General features: G+C 50.2%; 9 protein-coding genes. 7 read left to right on the forward strand and 2 right to left on the reverse strand.

Annotated elements, in window-relative coordinates; translation table 11 throughout:
• Positions 1-139 precede the first annotated feature (139 nt).
• The 5 genes from polX (at position 140) to VGK02_04045 (ending at position 5,882) form a co-directional block, all read left to right on the forward strand.
• Positions 140-1,906: a DNA polymerase/3'-5' exonuclease PolX gene (gene polX, locus VGK02_04025; protein HEY3374216.1), complete on the forward strand. Its 1,767-nt coding sequence runs from the start codon at positions 140-142 to the stop codon at positions 1,904-1,906.
• A gap of 22 nt (positions 1,907-1,928) precedes the next feature.
• Positions 1,929-2,591, forward strand: coding sequence for a DNA-3-methyladenine glycosylase (locus VGK02_04030; GenBank protein ID HEY3374217.1), 663 nt, complete (start codon positions 1,929-1,931; stop codon positions 2,589-2,591).
• A 58-nt stretch (positions 2,592-2,649) separates the two neighbouring features.
• Entirely contained in the window at positions 2,650-3,603 is a 954-nt protein-coding gene (locus VGK02_04035) for a hypothetical protein (GenBank protein ID HEY3374218.1), read from the forward strand.
• Between the two features lie 96 nt (positions 3,604-3,699).
• Positions 3,700-5,085, forward strand: coding sequence for a MurT ligase domain-containing protein (locus VGK02_04040; protein ID HEY3374219.1), 1,386 nt, complete (start codon positions 3,700-3,702; stop codon positions 5,083-5,085).
• Complete coding sequence (locus VGK02_04045) at positions 5,082-5,882, forward strand: hypothetical protein (GenBank protein HEY3374220.1); 801 nt, start codon at positions 5,082-5,084, stop codon at positions 5,880-5,882. Before VGK02_04040 ends, VGK02_04045 begins: the two co-directional genes overlap by 4 nt.
• Positions 5,883-5,957: 75 nt before the next feature.
• On the opposite strand, the gene VGK02_04050 is transcribed toward VGK02_04045, so the two are convergent.
• Complete coding sequence (locus tag VGK02_04050; GenBank protein ID HEY3374221.1) at positions 5,958-8,144, reverse strand: PBP1A family penicillin-binding protein; 2,187 nt, start codon at positions 8,142-8,144, stop codon at positions 5,958-5,960.
• 211 nt (positions 8,145-8,355) lie between these two features.
• Here VGK02_04050 and VGK02_04055 point away from each other — a divergent pair, with 211 nt between their 5' ends.
• The gene (locus VGK02_04055; GenBank protein HEY3374222.1) at positions 8,356-10,869 is read left to right on the forward strand and encodes a DUF3656 domain-containing protein; all 2,514 of its coding nucleotides are present in this window, start codon (positions 8,356-8,358) and stop codon (positions 10,867-10,869) included.
• Between the two features lie 835 nt (positions 10,870-11,704).
• Here VGK02_04055 and VGK02_04060 read toward each other — a convergent pair.
• Positions 11,705-12,637: a stalk domain-containing protein gene (locus VGK02_04060; GenBank protein ID HEY3374223.1), complete on the reverse strand. Its 933-nt coding sequence runs from the start codon at positions 12,635-12,637 to the stop codon at positions 11,705-11,707.
• Positions 12,638-13,855: 1,218 nt separating this feature from the next.
• On the opposite strand from VGK02_04060, the gene VGK02_04065 reads away from it, so the two are divergent.
• The gene (locus tag VGK02_04065) at positions 13,856-15,202 is read left to right on the forward strand and encodes an OFA family MFS transporter (protein HEY3374224.1); all 1,347 of its coding nucleotides are present in this window, start codon (positions 13,856-13,858) and stop codon (positions 15,200-15,202) included.
• The last annotated feature ends 140 nt before the right edge of the window (positions 15,203-15,342 follow it).

Consider the following 15,342-nt stretch of genomic DNA (forward strand, 5'->3'; position numbering starts at 1 on the left):
ATATCTAGTAGAGATATAAAAGCGAATAGTTATGAAAAGATTTTATATTGGAATAGATAAAACCGAAGCAGTGGCTGCGCAATTTTTCAGTAACTGCGATCGTATTGATAAGCCTAAGAGCTGATAAAGGATGATGATTATGGCCGAGCAGGCGCTCCGGCGCGGGGAAATCGACAATAACGAAGCGGCTAATATTCTTGATGAGATAGGCGATATGCTCGACGTTATCGGCGAGAGCACGTTTAGGATACGCGCGTATCATAAAGCGGCAGCGAGCATACGCGCACTTAGCAGACCCCTTACGGAGATATATGCCGAGGGCGGTGTAGAAGCATTGGAAGCAATTCCCGGTGTGGGCGCGCATACGGCGCAGCGGCTTGAAGAGCTCATAACGACAGGGCGGCTGCCCTACTACGAGGACCTAAAGAAAAAAGTACCCGAGTCGCTCACGGAGCTTATGGATATACCGGGTCTCGGCCCTAAGAAAGCAAAACGGATCTATGATGAGCTCGGCATTAGCACGATGGATGAGCTTGAAAAAGCCGTTGCCGAGCATAAGTTGGAGCGCATGCGGGGCTTCGGTCGAAAAACCGAGGAAAACATCGAACGAGGCATCCGGCAATTCGAAAAAATGCACGAGCGCATCCTCTTGTCGGAAGCGTATCCTATCGCGCACGAGATAGTTGAACTGCTGCGGAAACAGCCCTTCGTCGAACGGGCGAATCTAGCGGGGAGCCTGCGGCGTATGCGAGATACCATAGGCGATATCGACTTGCTTGCGTCGAGCACCGATCCCGGGATGGTTATGGATTTCTTCACAACAATGCCGGAAGTGGCGTATACGCTGGCCAAAGGAGATACAAAGAGCAGTATCGTTGCGCGCAACGGCCTGCAGATAGACCTACGTGTCGTTGCCCCGCACGAATATGGCGCCGCGCTTCAGTATTTTACCGGATCTAAAGCGCACAATATCCACTTGCGCGATATCTCGAGACGGCGGGGGCTCAAGTTAAACGAATACGGCGTTTTCGATATGGTAACGGATGAACGGCTTGCCGGCAGGACGGAAGAAGAAGTCTATCAGATAATGGATATGGACACGCCCCCGCCTACGATTCGCGAGGACAAGGGCGAAATCGAAGCGGCTCAGGCGCATAAATTGCCCGCACTAGTGCAGTTGAGCGATATCAAAGGCGACTTTCACGTGCACAGCAACTGGAGCGATGGCATTAACGATATCGAAGCAATTGTTAATATGGCGCGTGAGATCGGCTACACATTCATAACGATTTCCGATCATACTGAAAAACTGCGTATAGCCGGCGGCCTTACCCCCGAAGAGCTCGAACAACAAATACGGGAAATACGCGAGCTTAATGAGCGCTACACCGATATAGAAATTATGTGCGGCATGGAAACCAACATCGACAATGAAGGTAACATCGATTTCGGGCCGGAGGTATTGGGCCGGGTTGATGTCGTTATCGCCTCGGTTCACGGTGGTTTCAATCAATCGAGAGAACAGATGACGAGGCGGATTGTAAGGGCGATTGAGAACCCTTATGTCGGCATCATCGGTCACCCGACCGGGCGTATTCTCGGCCAGCGGCCGCCGTATGATGTTGATTTGCAGGCTGTGTTCAAAGCAGCGGCGGGCACCGGAACGTTTCTCGAGCTGAACGCCTATCCGAACCGGCTCGACCTCAAAGACGATTACCTGCGCGAAGCTAAGGACCGTTACGGCTGCAAATTTACGATTGACACCGATTCCCATGTCACCGGCAATATGGTCTATATGCGCTACGGTGTCGCGACGGCGCAGCGCGGCTGGCTTACCAAAGAGGATGTTATCAACACTTACGACGTCGCAGAGATCAAGCGTTTAATGCGGCAGAAGAGACCGTAGTATATGCTATAATTTATTCTTAATGTTGACCACAAAAAGTATTACCGATGTTTATAACCCATTGCCGGTTTCGTTTTACGAACGCCGTACCGACGAAGTTGCGGTCGATCTGCTGGGTAAGATAATCGTCAGAACTATGCCAAAATCAGTACTTGTCGCGCGCATCGTCGAGACGGAGGCGTATTTCGGTGAGAATGACCCGGCGAGCCACGCATGCCGCGGCATGACGTCCCGGAATGCGATAATGTTCGGCCGGGCCGGAAAGGCCTATGTCTATCTTAATTACGGCGTGCATAGCCTGCTCAATGTTGTTACCGAGCCCGATGGGCATGCAGGAGCGGTTCTTATACGGGCGATCGAGCCTCTATCCGGCGTTGGGGAGATGTTTGAAAACCGGCCTGCCAAGAGCACGGTTGAACTTACGAACGGGCCGGGCAAACTAACCAAGGCTTTGAGTATCGATTTGCGTGATAACGGTGCGGATGTAACCGTACCGGGCTGTCTTTTTTTCGCGGACTGCAGTTACGACGCTCGCGGCAAATGCGACGGTAGCAATAATCACAGGCGCTCAGCCGATGATGCCGGTAAGTTTGCAGTCGCCGCATCTTCGAGGATAGGCATATCTGCAGGCACAGACATGCTTTTAAGGTTTACCATTGACGGGAATCCATACGTGAGTCGTTAAAGTGGTAAAAACAAGTATTTTAGATATGTGTTCTTATCTCAAGGAGGTTGTGTAAAAGATGAAGTTGCGCGCAATGTACGATTTAGCGGTTGAGCTTGGAATTAATCATGATCCGCGCGGTGAAGCCGAAATTGAAAAACTCCTCGACAAAAAGAAGGAAGCATATGAGGGGCTCAAAGATGACGAAAAAGAATACTTCGACGTTGAGTCGCTCGATAACCCGTATACCGATACCCGGATTCTCTTGGGCGATCCCGACATGGAGATCAGGGGCTTAATGGCCGGTATCGACATGGAAACGCAAGAGATTGTTCTTGCCGACCGGTTACGTGAAAAAGGTGAGACAATCGATCTTGTCCATGCACACCATCCCGAAGGCCGGGCGCTTGCGGAGTTGGCGGGCGTTATGGCGATGCAAGCCGATATGTGGGAAAAGCAGGGTGTACCGATCAATGTCGGTGAAGATTTAATCGGCGAACGGATGGCCGAGGTTCGCCGGGGTCTTATGCCCGTAAACCACATGCGCTCTGTCGATGCGGCCAAACTTCTTGGATTCGCGTTTATGTGCACGCATACACCGTGCGATAACATGGTACAAGGATTTGTCCAGCGCCATGTCGATGCGAAATCCCCGAGCACGCTCGGCGATATTGTTAAAGCGCTTCGCGAGATACCTGAGTATAAAGATGCGGCAAAAAAGGGAAGCGGCCCAACGCTCATAGCCGGTGAAGCGAGCAAACGTCCTGGTAGAATCGTCGTTGATATGACAGGCGGTACCGAAGGGCCCGAGAGCGCGATGGAGCGGCTCAGCACAGCCGGCGTCGGCACCATAATCGGTATGCACTTTAGCGAGAAGCTCAGGAAGAAAGCAAGCGAAAGCCACATCAATCTTATAGTGGCAGGTCATATCGCAAGCGATGCGATAGGAATGAACTTGTACCTCGATAAAATAGAAGCTCAGGGCGTTAAAGTCATAACGACTTCCGGATTAATGCGTGTGCAACGGGGTTAACAGGGGATAAGTAAAGGTTTCAAAAAGCCACGAATGGTTACATATCTTATGAAGCTGAACCAAACCGCATTAACACGAGATATATCAGGCGAGATAATGAAATTCTTAGCTGTGATTGCCGGAAAGATCATAATACTATTGAGCAGGCTTTTTAAAGCCGGCGGCGGCTCAGCCCTCCCAGGGCTTGTCGCACTTAGGATCGACCCACGGCTTATTGCTAAGATAACAAGCAAGCTTAAACACGGCACAATCGTTATAACCGGAACGAACGGCAAAACGACCACCGCAAAATATGCGGCGGAGATACTGCGCGAGTCAGGTTATAAGGTCGTGCATAACCGGACGGGCTCTAATCTTGTTCGGGGGATAGCGTCGGCTTTGATCGAGCAATCGACGATATTTGGCCGGACGCGCGGTGATATCGGGCTCTTCGAGGTGGATGAAGCCACAATGCCGAACGCCATACCGCAACTGAAACCAAAAATCGTGCTGGTGACAAACCTTTTTAGAGATCAGCTCGACCGCTATGGTGAACTCGATACCACCGCGCGAATGATAGGCAGTTCAATCGCGCCGCTTCAGGGTGCAATGGTGCTTCTTAATGCAGACGATCCGCTGGTAGCATGGCTTGCCCGTGATGTAAATGAGCGCAGTAGAGTCGCGTTCTTCGGCCTCGACGAAGCCCGTTACATATCGACCTCCAGAGCATCAATGGACAGCAAGGACTGTATTATATGTGGCTCAGAGCTGCAATTTGACCGGCGTTTCTACGGTCATCTCGGGCTCTATTCCTGCCCGAACTGCGACTTTAAACGGCCTCCGCTCGACTTCGAAGCGCATAACATCTACCTGCACGGGGTTAAGAATTCATCCGTAACCTTGCGCGGCAGCGACAAATCGCTGGATGTCGCACTCGGATTATCGGGCACCTACAATGTGTATAATTCTCTCGCCGCATACGCGCTTGTATCAACCTTAGATGTGGATGAGCGCAATATCTCTATGGCGCTGACGAATTCAGATGCGGCGTTCGGCCGCATGGAGCGCTTCGTGGTAAACGGCAAGGAAACCTATCTTCTGCTTATTAAAAACCCGATCGGCTTAACGCAGATCGCCGAGACGCTCAGCACCGATAGCGAAGCGCGAAATTTTATGCTCGTGCTAAACGATAACTTTGCGGACGGCACCGATATTTCATGGATATGGGATGCCGATATCTCAGCGTTACCCAGGCACTCGAACTTTATCTACACAACGGGAATCAGGGCGGGGGATATGGCGCTTCGCTTTAAATATGAAGGATTCGAGACGGGTAAGATTGTCTTAGTTGAAACGATCGATGATGCTTTTGAACAGGCGTTATCGCGCACTGGCGATGGTGAAACGTTGTACGTTCTGGCGACGTATACCGGTATGCTGCATATAAGGAATTACTTGACGAGAAAAGGCTTTGTCGAGGGTTTCTGGAAGGAAGTCGCATGAGCAACATCAGCATCAATCTCTACCATTTGTATCCGGATGCGATGAACCTTTACGGTGATTACGGAAACGTTCTTGCACTTGTTAAACGGTGCGAGTGGCGCGGCTTCGATGTTGTCGTAACCCATGTCAAGCAGGGTGATTCGGTTGATTTTAATGCAGCCGATATCATTCTCATGGGCGGCGGGCAAGATCGCTCGCAGCAGGTAATCGCTCATGATCTGAAACAACGGGAGTGCGCGTTAAAAGAGGCTATCGAGCAGGGGGTATGCGCGCTCACGGTTTGCGGGGCATACCAGCTCTTTGGGCATTACTTTAGGACAAAGGAAGGCCTTGAGCTACCCGGCATCGGTGTATTTGACGTGCATACAGAAGGAAGCGACGACCGCATGATCGGCAACACGCTTATCGACTGCTATTCATTTATGACACCGGTAGATAGAGCGCTGTTATTCAGGGGCTCGAAGCTGCGGAAGCTTGAGCTCGTAGGGTTCGAAAACCATAGCGGGAAAACATACTTGCAAGAAGACGTTACGCCTTTTGGCAAAGTTATCAAAGGTTATGGCAATGATGGCGCGTCTCAGCATGAAGGCTGCCGTTACAAAAACGCTTTCGGCACCTATTTACACGGCCCGCTTCTGCCGAAAAACCCCTGGTTCGCCGATTACCTGATTGTGCTCGCACTTCGCAGGAAATATGGTGAGAATATCGAAGTTATAGAGCTCGACAATTCGATGGAAGCCGCAGCTTTTTATGGGGCGAAGAAGCGAGCGCTCACCGCAAAGACCACTCACATATAGCTGCATTAGCAAAAACGATCCCCACGTAAACCGATGGCATATACGGATGGATGCAATACAAGCCGCTGTAACTAGCTACTGCTGATAGGTCGTGGACGGCCTATCGCCATTGCCGGTACCTTGCTGATCCGGCTGCCGGTTTTGTTGATTTTGGCGTTGCTGGCCGGGCGGGGTCACCGACGTATTCGGTTGCGTTTGTTGCCAGGAATTGCCGGAGTTGTTTTGTGTTGATGGCGTTGACGGTGCGGTTGAATCTACCGGTGGCGCTTGTGTGGTTTGCGGTGTTTGCCATGATGTGTCTTGTGTCGTCGTCGATTGCTGCTGCCCTTGCTGCTGGTTCCATTGGTTATGAAGGGACCTCCTTCGAGATTTGCGCGGTCCGCCAGAATAGTTCTTGTTATCCGCGTTTATGGATGATTTATCAGAGTGTGAGCGAGAATCCCAAGCTCCTTTAGGTTCGGGGAAACTCGATGCAGGCGTATCTACCAGCACTCTTTTCATGTAACGCTCCCAAATCGAAGCGGGGATAATACCTCCGTACGCGCGGTTACCGTGCACATCATACATCGAAACCTGCGCTTGCGGGTAACCCATCCAAACAGCAGTTGCGAGGTTTGGGGTGAAACCGACAAACCAGGCGTCCCGGTATTCTTCGTTCGTACCGGTTTTGCCGGCTGCGGGGCGACCTATATCGGCGGCCGTGCCCGTGCCGCGTGTTATAACGCCGCGAAGTATATCTATCGCCTCGGCTGCGACTTGCGGGCTAATCGCTCGTGACCTGGACGGCATCGCTTGTGCGAAAAGATCGCCATTTGGATCCAATATGCTGGAAATTGCCACAGGTTTTATGTAAATACCGCCGTTTGCCAGTGTAGCATACGCACTCGCCATCTCAAGCGGCGACACGCCGACAGTCAAACCGCCGATTCCCATAGACGGGTATGGGTGGTTGTACGTGGTAATACCCATAGCATGGGCAGTACGCCATACGTTTTTGGGGCCGACTTTGACGGTGAGCCGTGCGTATACGGCATTAATCGAATGCACGGTGGCATCGCGCAGCGTTATATCGCCGCTGCTTTCACCTTCGCAGTTGTGTACGATCCAGGGGTTGGGCCCCCCGATACGTATAGCTTGAGGTGAACTGCCATCAAACATATCGTTAGGCGAATATCCTTGTTTTAACGCCGTGACAAGCACAAATGTTTTAAATGAAGATCCAGGCTGGCGTTTGCCTTGTGTCGCAAGATTATATTTTAATGTGCTGAAATTACGGCCGCCCGCCATCGCAACGATATGGCCGTTTTTTGGGTTTATCGATACTAAAGCGGCTTCAGGATCGTGCTTGTAGTAAAGCTCGTTGTCAATCGCGTTTTCCGCGATGTGCTGCGCCCGCAAGTTAAGCGTCGTGTAAACCCGCAGGCCGCCCTTAAAGACCTTATCCACACCATAGTGGTCGATTAGCTCTTTCTTTACGTATTCTACAAAATGAGGGCAGATAATGGTTTCCGACTTAAGAGCTGTGAGCCTCGGCTTTGTTTGCTTAGCCGCATCCGCCATTTCCGGTGTTATCATATGCAACTTGACCATTTTATCGAGAACGATCCTCTGTCGCTCATAGGCATGCTCAGGGTTCGTATACGGGGAGAAATACTCGGGTGACTTGGTAACACCCGCAAGCAACGCGCCCTCGGCCAGCGACAAGCTGCTAACCTTTTTGTCAAAAAAGACCTCTGACGCAGCCTCTATTCCGTACGCACCCTGACCGAAGTAAATGGTATTAAGATACGCTTCGAGTATCTTTCGCTTCGAGTACTTTTGCTCGAGCTTTGATGCCAGGAACACCTCGCGAAGCTTTCTCGTAACCGTACGGTCCTTCTCTCCGATACTGTTTTTTACGTATTGTTGCGTTATCGTGCTACCGCCTTCAACGACTTTGCCGCTTTTAATATCCGTTACCAGCGCCCGCGCGATACCGTAGTAATCAACCCCGTGATGTTCGTAGTAGCGCTCGTCTTCAATTGCAACAAACGCCTGCTGAACATGGTTGGGCACTTTGCTGAGCGGTACATCCTCGCGGTTTTCAAGGTATAAACGGGCGAGGACAGTTCCGTTGTCGGCCATAACATACGATCTTTGGGCGGTTTGAGTTATTCCCAAGTTTTCTACTTTCGTAAACTGATCTGCTTCTCCGGCAAAGCTATCGGCAAGAAAGACAGTGAGAAAGAATCCCAATAATATTAAAAAGAAATATTTCTTCAACCGTCATCACTCTTTCTGCGAATGGACCATGGCTTCTGTTAGTTGAGTATGCGTGTGTTTTATCTATTCCCTAAAACGGTTTGGTTGAGCTTGAATCTTTTCAGTTTTTATCGCGATTGGGGAAAATTAAACTAATGTATAGGGCATACCTAATCTCAAGGATAGTTTTGTAATGCTTGTTTAAATACGTGAGCTGGGGTATTTTATTACAATGAACAAAAACCTTGAACTTCTAGCGCCGGCGGGCAACCGGACGGCATTTAATGCGGCGCTCAACAGCGGCGCCGACGCCATCTATGTAGGCATCGACAAATTCAGCGCACGGCGTGGGGCCGATAACTTCACCATCGAAGAGTTGTACGATGCGATAAAAGACGCTCACCTTAAAGGTGTAAGAGTATATGTCGCTTTCAATACGGTTGTTTCAGATGAAGAACTGCCATCAGCGATTGAAAACCTGGTGAAGATATATAATACCGGCACCGACGCTGTTATTGTGCAGGACTGGGGTGTATTTAAGCTGGTGCGCGAGCTGCTCCCGGGGATAAGGCTCCACGCGAGCACGCAGATGAATACGCATAACGTAGAGATGGCAAAATTCATTGAGGAACATGGGGCCTCAAGAATTACGCTTGCCCGCGAGCTATCCATCGAAGAAATCCACGACATTTGCACAGCGACCGATATCGAGATTGAAACTTTTATCCATGGAGCGCTGTGTTTTTCATACTCGGGCCAGTGCCTTTTCAGCAGCATGGTAGGAAATCGCAGCGGCAATCGCGGCATGTGCCCGCAAGCTTGCCGGATGAGTTACGAACTGCTCGTGCCGGGCAAAAAAGAAGAGGTTTGGCCGACACCGGGCAGGCATCTTATGAGCACGCGCGATCTCGCCGGCATAAAACTAATCCCCGAGCTTGCTGAAGCCGGTGTCTCGGCTCTCAAGATCGAGGGGCGCATGAAGTCGCCCGAGTACGTGGCGACCGTCGTTCGCATTTATAGGGCGGCAATCGACCGCTATAAAGGCGACCCGGATAACTATCATGTTTCAGACGAGGAGATCGAGGAGCTCAAAGAAGCGTTTAGCCGCGGTTTTACCGAGGGCTATATGAAGGGGGTTCGCGACGGGCAGCTCATGAGCTTCGAACGCCCGAGCGACCGCGGCGTCCTTATCGGGCGCGTTACCTACCTGGACGTGTATACCGCACGCCTCGGCATACAGCTCAGAAGCGAACTCTGTATCGGCGATGAAATTGAAGTATGGGTGAGCCAAGGCGGAAGAGTGCGCTCGAAAGTCGGTAAGCTCTTTGTAGACGACAAAGCAGTTGATTGTGCGCCGCAGGATTCAAAGGCGGTCGTTATTGTAGAGGGGAAACGCCACCGCATCAACACAGGCGACCGGGTATTTCGCGTGCATAACGAAAAACTGGTCCGGGCTGCGCGAGAAGTCATCAAGCGTGGCGGCGACCGCAAAATCCCGATTCACATGAGCGCACGCATTGAGATTGATAAGCCCTTAGAGTTTACGGCGCGTGTGGCAGAGCCGTACGGCAATGAAACGTCGGAGGTAACCAGCGGTTTTCTCGCTGAGCGGGGTGAACACAGATCGCTTACCGATATCGACGTAATAGCGCAGCTAAACAGGCTCGGCAGCACCGAATACGAGGTTGAATCGTGGGACATTAAGATCGAAGAAGGCGCGATGGTGCCGCTCGGCAAACTCAACGAACTCCGACGCGACCTCATCGAGCGCCTTGATGCCGTGCGCCTTAAAGCATATCGACGCCAAAATTTGTCGGCCCGCAGGGCGCTGGATGAACTCGATGATATCATGGCGCCTCAAAAGACTCCCCCGAAAAAGGGCAAAGCAAAGCCGATATTAGCAGCCGATGTAAGCACCGTCGACCAGGCACGTTCCGCCGCAGTCAGCGGCGCGGATTGGATATACATCAGGCCGGGCCTCAAGAGGTTGGAGCCGGTCGATTTTGAAAGATTGACCGATCTCAGATCGGCGACCGGTGTAAGAATCGCATATGCTACCGGCAACATCCTGCATGAGAAGGAAATCACCTCGCTCATGAAGTTCTTGGAGGAAAACAACGGTTCGTTCAATGCCGTGCTTGCCGATAATTTCGGGTTGTTCGAGCCCGTACAAACTCTGGGATTACCTGTGTTCCTCGATTATCACGTCAATACTTTTAACCGGGTAGCCGCGCGGTTCTTTATGGAAGAAGTTGCCGCCAGAATCTGTCTGTCGCCGGAACTCACGCTCGACCAGGTACGGGAAATCACGTCATCTATCAGCTGGCCGTTTGAAGTGCTGGCACACGGTTGGCTCGAGGTAATGACCACGGAGCATTGCGTACCGAGCGCCTCGAAGAAAAGCTGTGCGACGTGCGCCTACAAGAGCTTCTATATCAAGGATGAAAAGGGTTTTAAGTTCCCCATCGAGCAGGATAGCAATTGCCGCTCGCATATCTATAACTCGCGTGAACTCTACTTGCTGCCGAATACCGGGAATATCATCGACGCAGGCGTTTCTTCGATCCGCCTTCTGCTTAACCGCTACGAGGAAAAAGAAGTCCGCGATGTGGTTGCCGCGTATCGAGAGGCAATCGACCTCATAACGGCCGGTAATCCCGACATCACGTCGGTACTGAAAAAAGCCGATAATCTATTCCATAGACAGGAATCAACAACCGGCCACTTCTTCCGCGAAGTTCAATAGTAATGGGTCAGCGAAAGCCCAGGAGAGTATTTCACACTGCAAATTCTGCGTAACTATAGACTAAGAGCGAATTGGAGTAACTCTGCTGAAAATCAAAAGCACCGACTAATATGAACCGTCTCTGAAAAGCTCAATTTTTAACGGATATATACAATCAAGTAATTTTAGGAAGATTTCATAGAGATCAAAATCTTAGGACGGGCTGCACCAACTGCAAGAAGCTAGAGGCAAATGCTAAGGAGGCCGTAAGCGAACTCGGTATCGATGCAAGCATCGAGATAGTAAAGTCGCTCGGTCTTCGTATATGTTTCCCGGCTATACCATGACAAGTTTCAGGGGCGTTGCCGAAATTATATTCATAGTAATGCAAATTCAATTACAGCGGTTGCATGGGCTCGTGCGCCGGTAACCTGAGAGCAGCTACTCTGGGTGCCCCGCGTTCTGATGTTTGGCGAGAGGCATTCCCGCAGGGAACTATGCCGCAGTCGTATATCGCTGACCTGGAATGTTTTTTACACCGACGCATAGCAGCCATAATGGAGTGCTTATATTTAATATTTTAGGTATTGCATTAGCCGGCATTGTCGTCTGGTCGTTTATCGTGCTGCTTAACTGTATGGCGGAAATCCAAGGCTTTACCTTGTGAAAAGCATTCTTAAATGTCATCACGGGTTTTGTCTTAATGATGTCCTGGATCTTGGCTGCGTACCGGGAACGTAACAAGACGGCTAAGGGAACTCACGGATGGAATTGTTATCGTCATTTAGCAACAAAAATAAAAAGCCCTGTATACTCATACAGGGCTTTTTGACGTAAACGCTAGAGCGATCAGCACCTATTTCAGCGTGAATGAACCCACCGTTTGCGAGAACATCGACATGTAGTTTGCAAAGAGGGCATCGCTGGCGCTGTATTGCACGATATACACGGTGCTGTTCTTCATTACCCAGTATTGCGTAAACTCCGACGTTACGCCGTTATCAAGTGATGTAAATGTTACTTTATGAGCTGCAATGCCGCCCACGGTAGCATCCATAGATTCGAGTACTTTGAAACCCGCCGTTTGTTGCAGATCGTCTACATTGGCCGTTACAAAATCAGCAAATGTAACTGTTGATGAGACTTCTTGCGACCGCACTACCACCTGATTATCATCCTCGGGAGAAGTAAACAAAGCGGTTCTATCGCTTGCCTTTGTCCAGTTATCAGGATACTTAATTGAAAAGCCTGGGGCGTCAAATGTCAGCAGCGACGGGACAGGATACCTGACGAGGACGCTTTTCTCGGTAGGATCCCACAGCACTTCGGCTTTGACGGTCTCAAGCACAAAGCGAAGCGGAACGAATGCCCTGCTCTTGTAGATTATCGGCATAATCTTTGAGTTTGAGCTATCTATAGGGGTGCTCTTCCCATTGACTTCAGCTTGCGCCTTGCCAACCCAGAGCTTGATTGTTGTTCCCTTTAACGTTATATCTACTTCCTTTAGCTTTTGGTTCCAGGTCACTTTGCCACCTAGCGGCTCGATAACATACCTGATAGGGATAAGCGTGCGCCCCGCAGCAACAAACGGTGTGGCATCAAGCGTTTTTTGTGTGCTGCCTTGAGAGTTCACTACAAAATACTGACGCTCATCAATTTTGAACGCAAGTTGTGTTTGTGCGACCGCGGCTGCGGAGTACGTTGATGCCGGTCTGTCAGCGGCATAACCAAGCCCCGTAGATGCGATTAGCGAGATTACCAGCAGGCAAAACAGGAACAGTTTCTTCATCGCAGATCTCCTTCTTATTCTTGATACGCTGTTGGGCGTGTTAGGGAGGCTTCGCATGGCGGTTGGCGTCTGCCTGGATACTACGATAACTTCATAGTAACTACCCTGAATACTATATACCTCATGTGGTTGAAATATTAAACATTAGTAGGTGCGAAGAAAGAGGGGTTAACTAGCTAGCTACAATTCGTGTTATTAATAAGCGTGAGGCATGCTTTAATGAAGCGTTAGAATCAACGTTGTTGCGAGGTATGCGGAAGTGCCCCAAATGATAATAGCTGATACTTTATTTAGCACAATAATCCATCCCGTATATAGCAGAAATACCACACCAAAAGCAAACAGAACCGTCTTAAACCACGCCAGCTTTAATACCACGAGGGAAACATCGAGTACGGCTAAGAGTCAGAAGCGTGTCGCACGGCGAAGCGGTAATAACAACAGGAAAGGCTCGTATAATTTCGTCTGGTTAGCCCCTGGTTAAATACGAACAAGTTCTGAACCCCGAGAGGAATGATTAAGCCAAAGGCAAGAATGAAACCGTGTATAAATGCTTTCACCGCATACTCCTATCAATAAAACGCTCACTTGATTATAGCGTAGGCCACAAGCATACCGGCAGGAGATACCGCACGCCGGCCGTAATTTGACAAAGAAGCATCTAGGCATCTCGTTTGAAACGGGTCGGCGGGGGTAACAAAACATCCGATATGATGTTTCTAACGCGAACGGTAATATCGTAGGCACGGTATAAGACCTGCTTGTTGATACCGATAGAGACAATGCGATCAACTATATACCCTATTATTAGGGCTCTGTACTCTTTTGGGGTATCGCGAGCTTAGTGTTTACGATTGTTTATATGGGTATACATCTCAAAGTAACAGCGTTGTTACGCTATTGACATTATTAGTAGTTTGCAATAGTCTGGGAACCATATGGCACGGGAGTAGCCAAGCCTCGACTTTTCTTTACAGGAACACGCACAACATCCTTTATGATGTAATTATGATGTAAGTTGCATTTTGTATGTTGCGCACCAAGGCTATCGGGAGAAACTTTTTAATCAGGAGGTGAAAGCAAGAAACACATATTGCTTGGTCTTAACAATTAGCAAAAGATTAAGTAATACATAGAAGGGTGTGGTTGCCCATCGTAGTCTTGCTTATTGCCCTTAACCCGATTGCCGGCAGCCACTGTAAAGAAAAGAGGTGTTGAATGAGTCAACCAAGTAAATTGCGGGGTTGGACTGTAGTATCTGCAGCTACCGCGCTAAATCTAGCGCTCGGCGTGCTCTACTCATGGAGCATTATCGCCAAGGCGCTGAAAGAGCCGATCGAGCAAGGCGGCTTTGGCTGGGTTGCGACCCAAACCCAGCTACCATATGCGGTTGCATGTGGCATGTTCGCAATAATGATGGTATTCGCAGGCCGGGCGCAGGATAAGTTCGGGCCGCGAATCGTTGCAACAATCGGCGGGGCTCTCGTAGGTATTGGATTAATTATCGCGAGCTTTGCCTCCGCACATAACATTATCTGGGCTATTATCGGTTTCGGTGTTCTAGCAGGCTCTGGTATAGGCCTGGGATATGCCTCAGCTACGCCACCTGCGATCAAGTGGTTTCCACCGGCAAAAAAAGGTTTAATCTCCGGTATAGTCGTCGCGGGTTTTGGCCTTGCATCGGTCTATATCGCACCGCTTACTACTACACTTATTAAAGGCCAGGGCATTAATTCAACCTTTATGATCCTCGGAATCGGCTTTTTCGTAGTAAGCATCCTCGTATCACAGGCTCTTAAGAACCCACCGGCCGGTTACGTTCCGGCAGCCGCAACAGCGCCCAGAAAAGACACAAAGAAGGCGCCTGCCGCAAACGGCAAGCACGACTTTGAATGGTTTGAAATGATACGGACACCGCAGTTCTATTTGCTGTGGGTTATGTTTGCGCTCGGCGCTGCCGCCGGTCTGCTTACAATCGGCAGCCTTGCAAGCATAGTTTCAGCGAAAATTGCGGGCGCCTCGACGGATGTGGCGGTTCTCGCCGAGGCGGCAAAATGGTCATCGCTTATGGTTGCCATTTTAGCGATAGCAAACGCAGGCGGGCGTTTAATCGCCGGCGCACTTTCCGATCTTATCGGGCGCGTTCGCACGATGCGGCTCGTCTTTTTCTATCAAGCCGTATGCATGCTGCTGTTCCCCGAGCTCAACACGATAGGCATGTTGATTGTAGGCGCTATGATGGTCGGCTTCAATTACGGCGCTCTGCTTTCGATATTTCCATCGACTACCGGCGACTATTACGGCACCAAAAACTTCGGTGTTAATTACGGCCTGGTCTTTACTGCATGGGGATTCGGCGGCGTTTTTGGGCCGATTATGGCAGGTATGATTAAGGACGCGACGGGTTCGTTCCAGTTGGCGTTTCAAATATCGGCCGGTCTCTGTTTGCTTGCAGGCGTGATCAGCTTCCTTGCAAAAGCACCTTCTTTTGTTCCGATGTCACAGACTGCAGAAGAGCCCGTTACTTCACGGGCTGCAATAGATGGAGCAGCGATTACAGAGTAACAAAGCATTTTGTAATTGCCGGCATTAACACTGTCAACGGCAATAATATAGCGTAAACGGTAAAGCCCCGCATGAGCGGGGCTTTTATTATATAAAGATCCCCGTGCAGAGCCGCACGCGCGTTTACTCCCGTAAAAGCC

The organism is Candidatus Aquicultor sp., assembly GCA_036504445.1.
Taxonomy (GTDB): domain Bacteria; phylum Actinomycetota; class Aquicultoria; order Aquicultorales; family Aquicultoraceae; genus DASXVE01.

What these genes read in the sequence shown, in the direction of transcription:
- VGK02_04035 (HEY3374218.1), top strand. Translation starts at nt 2,650, where the DNA reads ATGAAGTTGCGCGCAATGTACGATTTAGCGGTTGAGCTTGGAATTAAT.
- VGK02_04055 (HEY3374222.1), top strand. Translation starts at nt 8,356, where the DNA reads ATGAACAAAAACCTTGAACTTCTAGCGCCGGCGGGCAACCGGACGGCA.
- VGK02_04030 (HEY3374217.1), top strand. Translation starts at nt 1,929, where the DNA reads ATGTTGACCACAAAAAGTATTACCGATGTTTATAACCCATTGCCGGTT.
- polX (HEY3374216.1), top strand. Translation starts at nt 140, where the DNA reads ATGGCCGAGCAGGCGCTCCGGCGCGGGGAAATCGACAATAACGAAGCG.
- VGK02_04045 (HEY3374220.1), top strand. Translation starts at nt 5,082, where the DNA reads ATGAGCAACATCAGCATCAATCTCTACCATTTGTATCCGGATGCGATG.
- VGK02_04060 (HEY3374223.1), bottom strand. Translation starts at nt 12,637, where the DNA reads ATGAAGAAACTGTTCCTGTTTTGCCTGCTGGTAATCTCGCTAATCGCA.
- VGK02_04065 (HEY3374224.1), top strand. Translation starts at nt 13,856, where the DNA reads ATGAGTCAACCAAGTAAATTGCGGGGTTGGACTGTAGTATCTGCAGCT.
- VGK02_04040 (HEY3374219.1), top strand. Translation starts at nt 3,700, where the DNA reads ATGAAATTCTTAGCTGTGATTGCCGGAAAGATCATAATACTATTGAGC.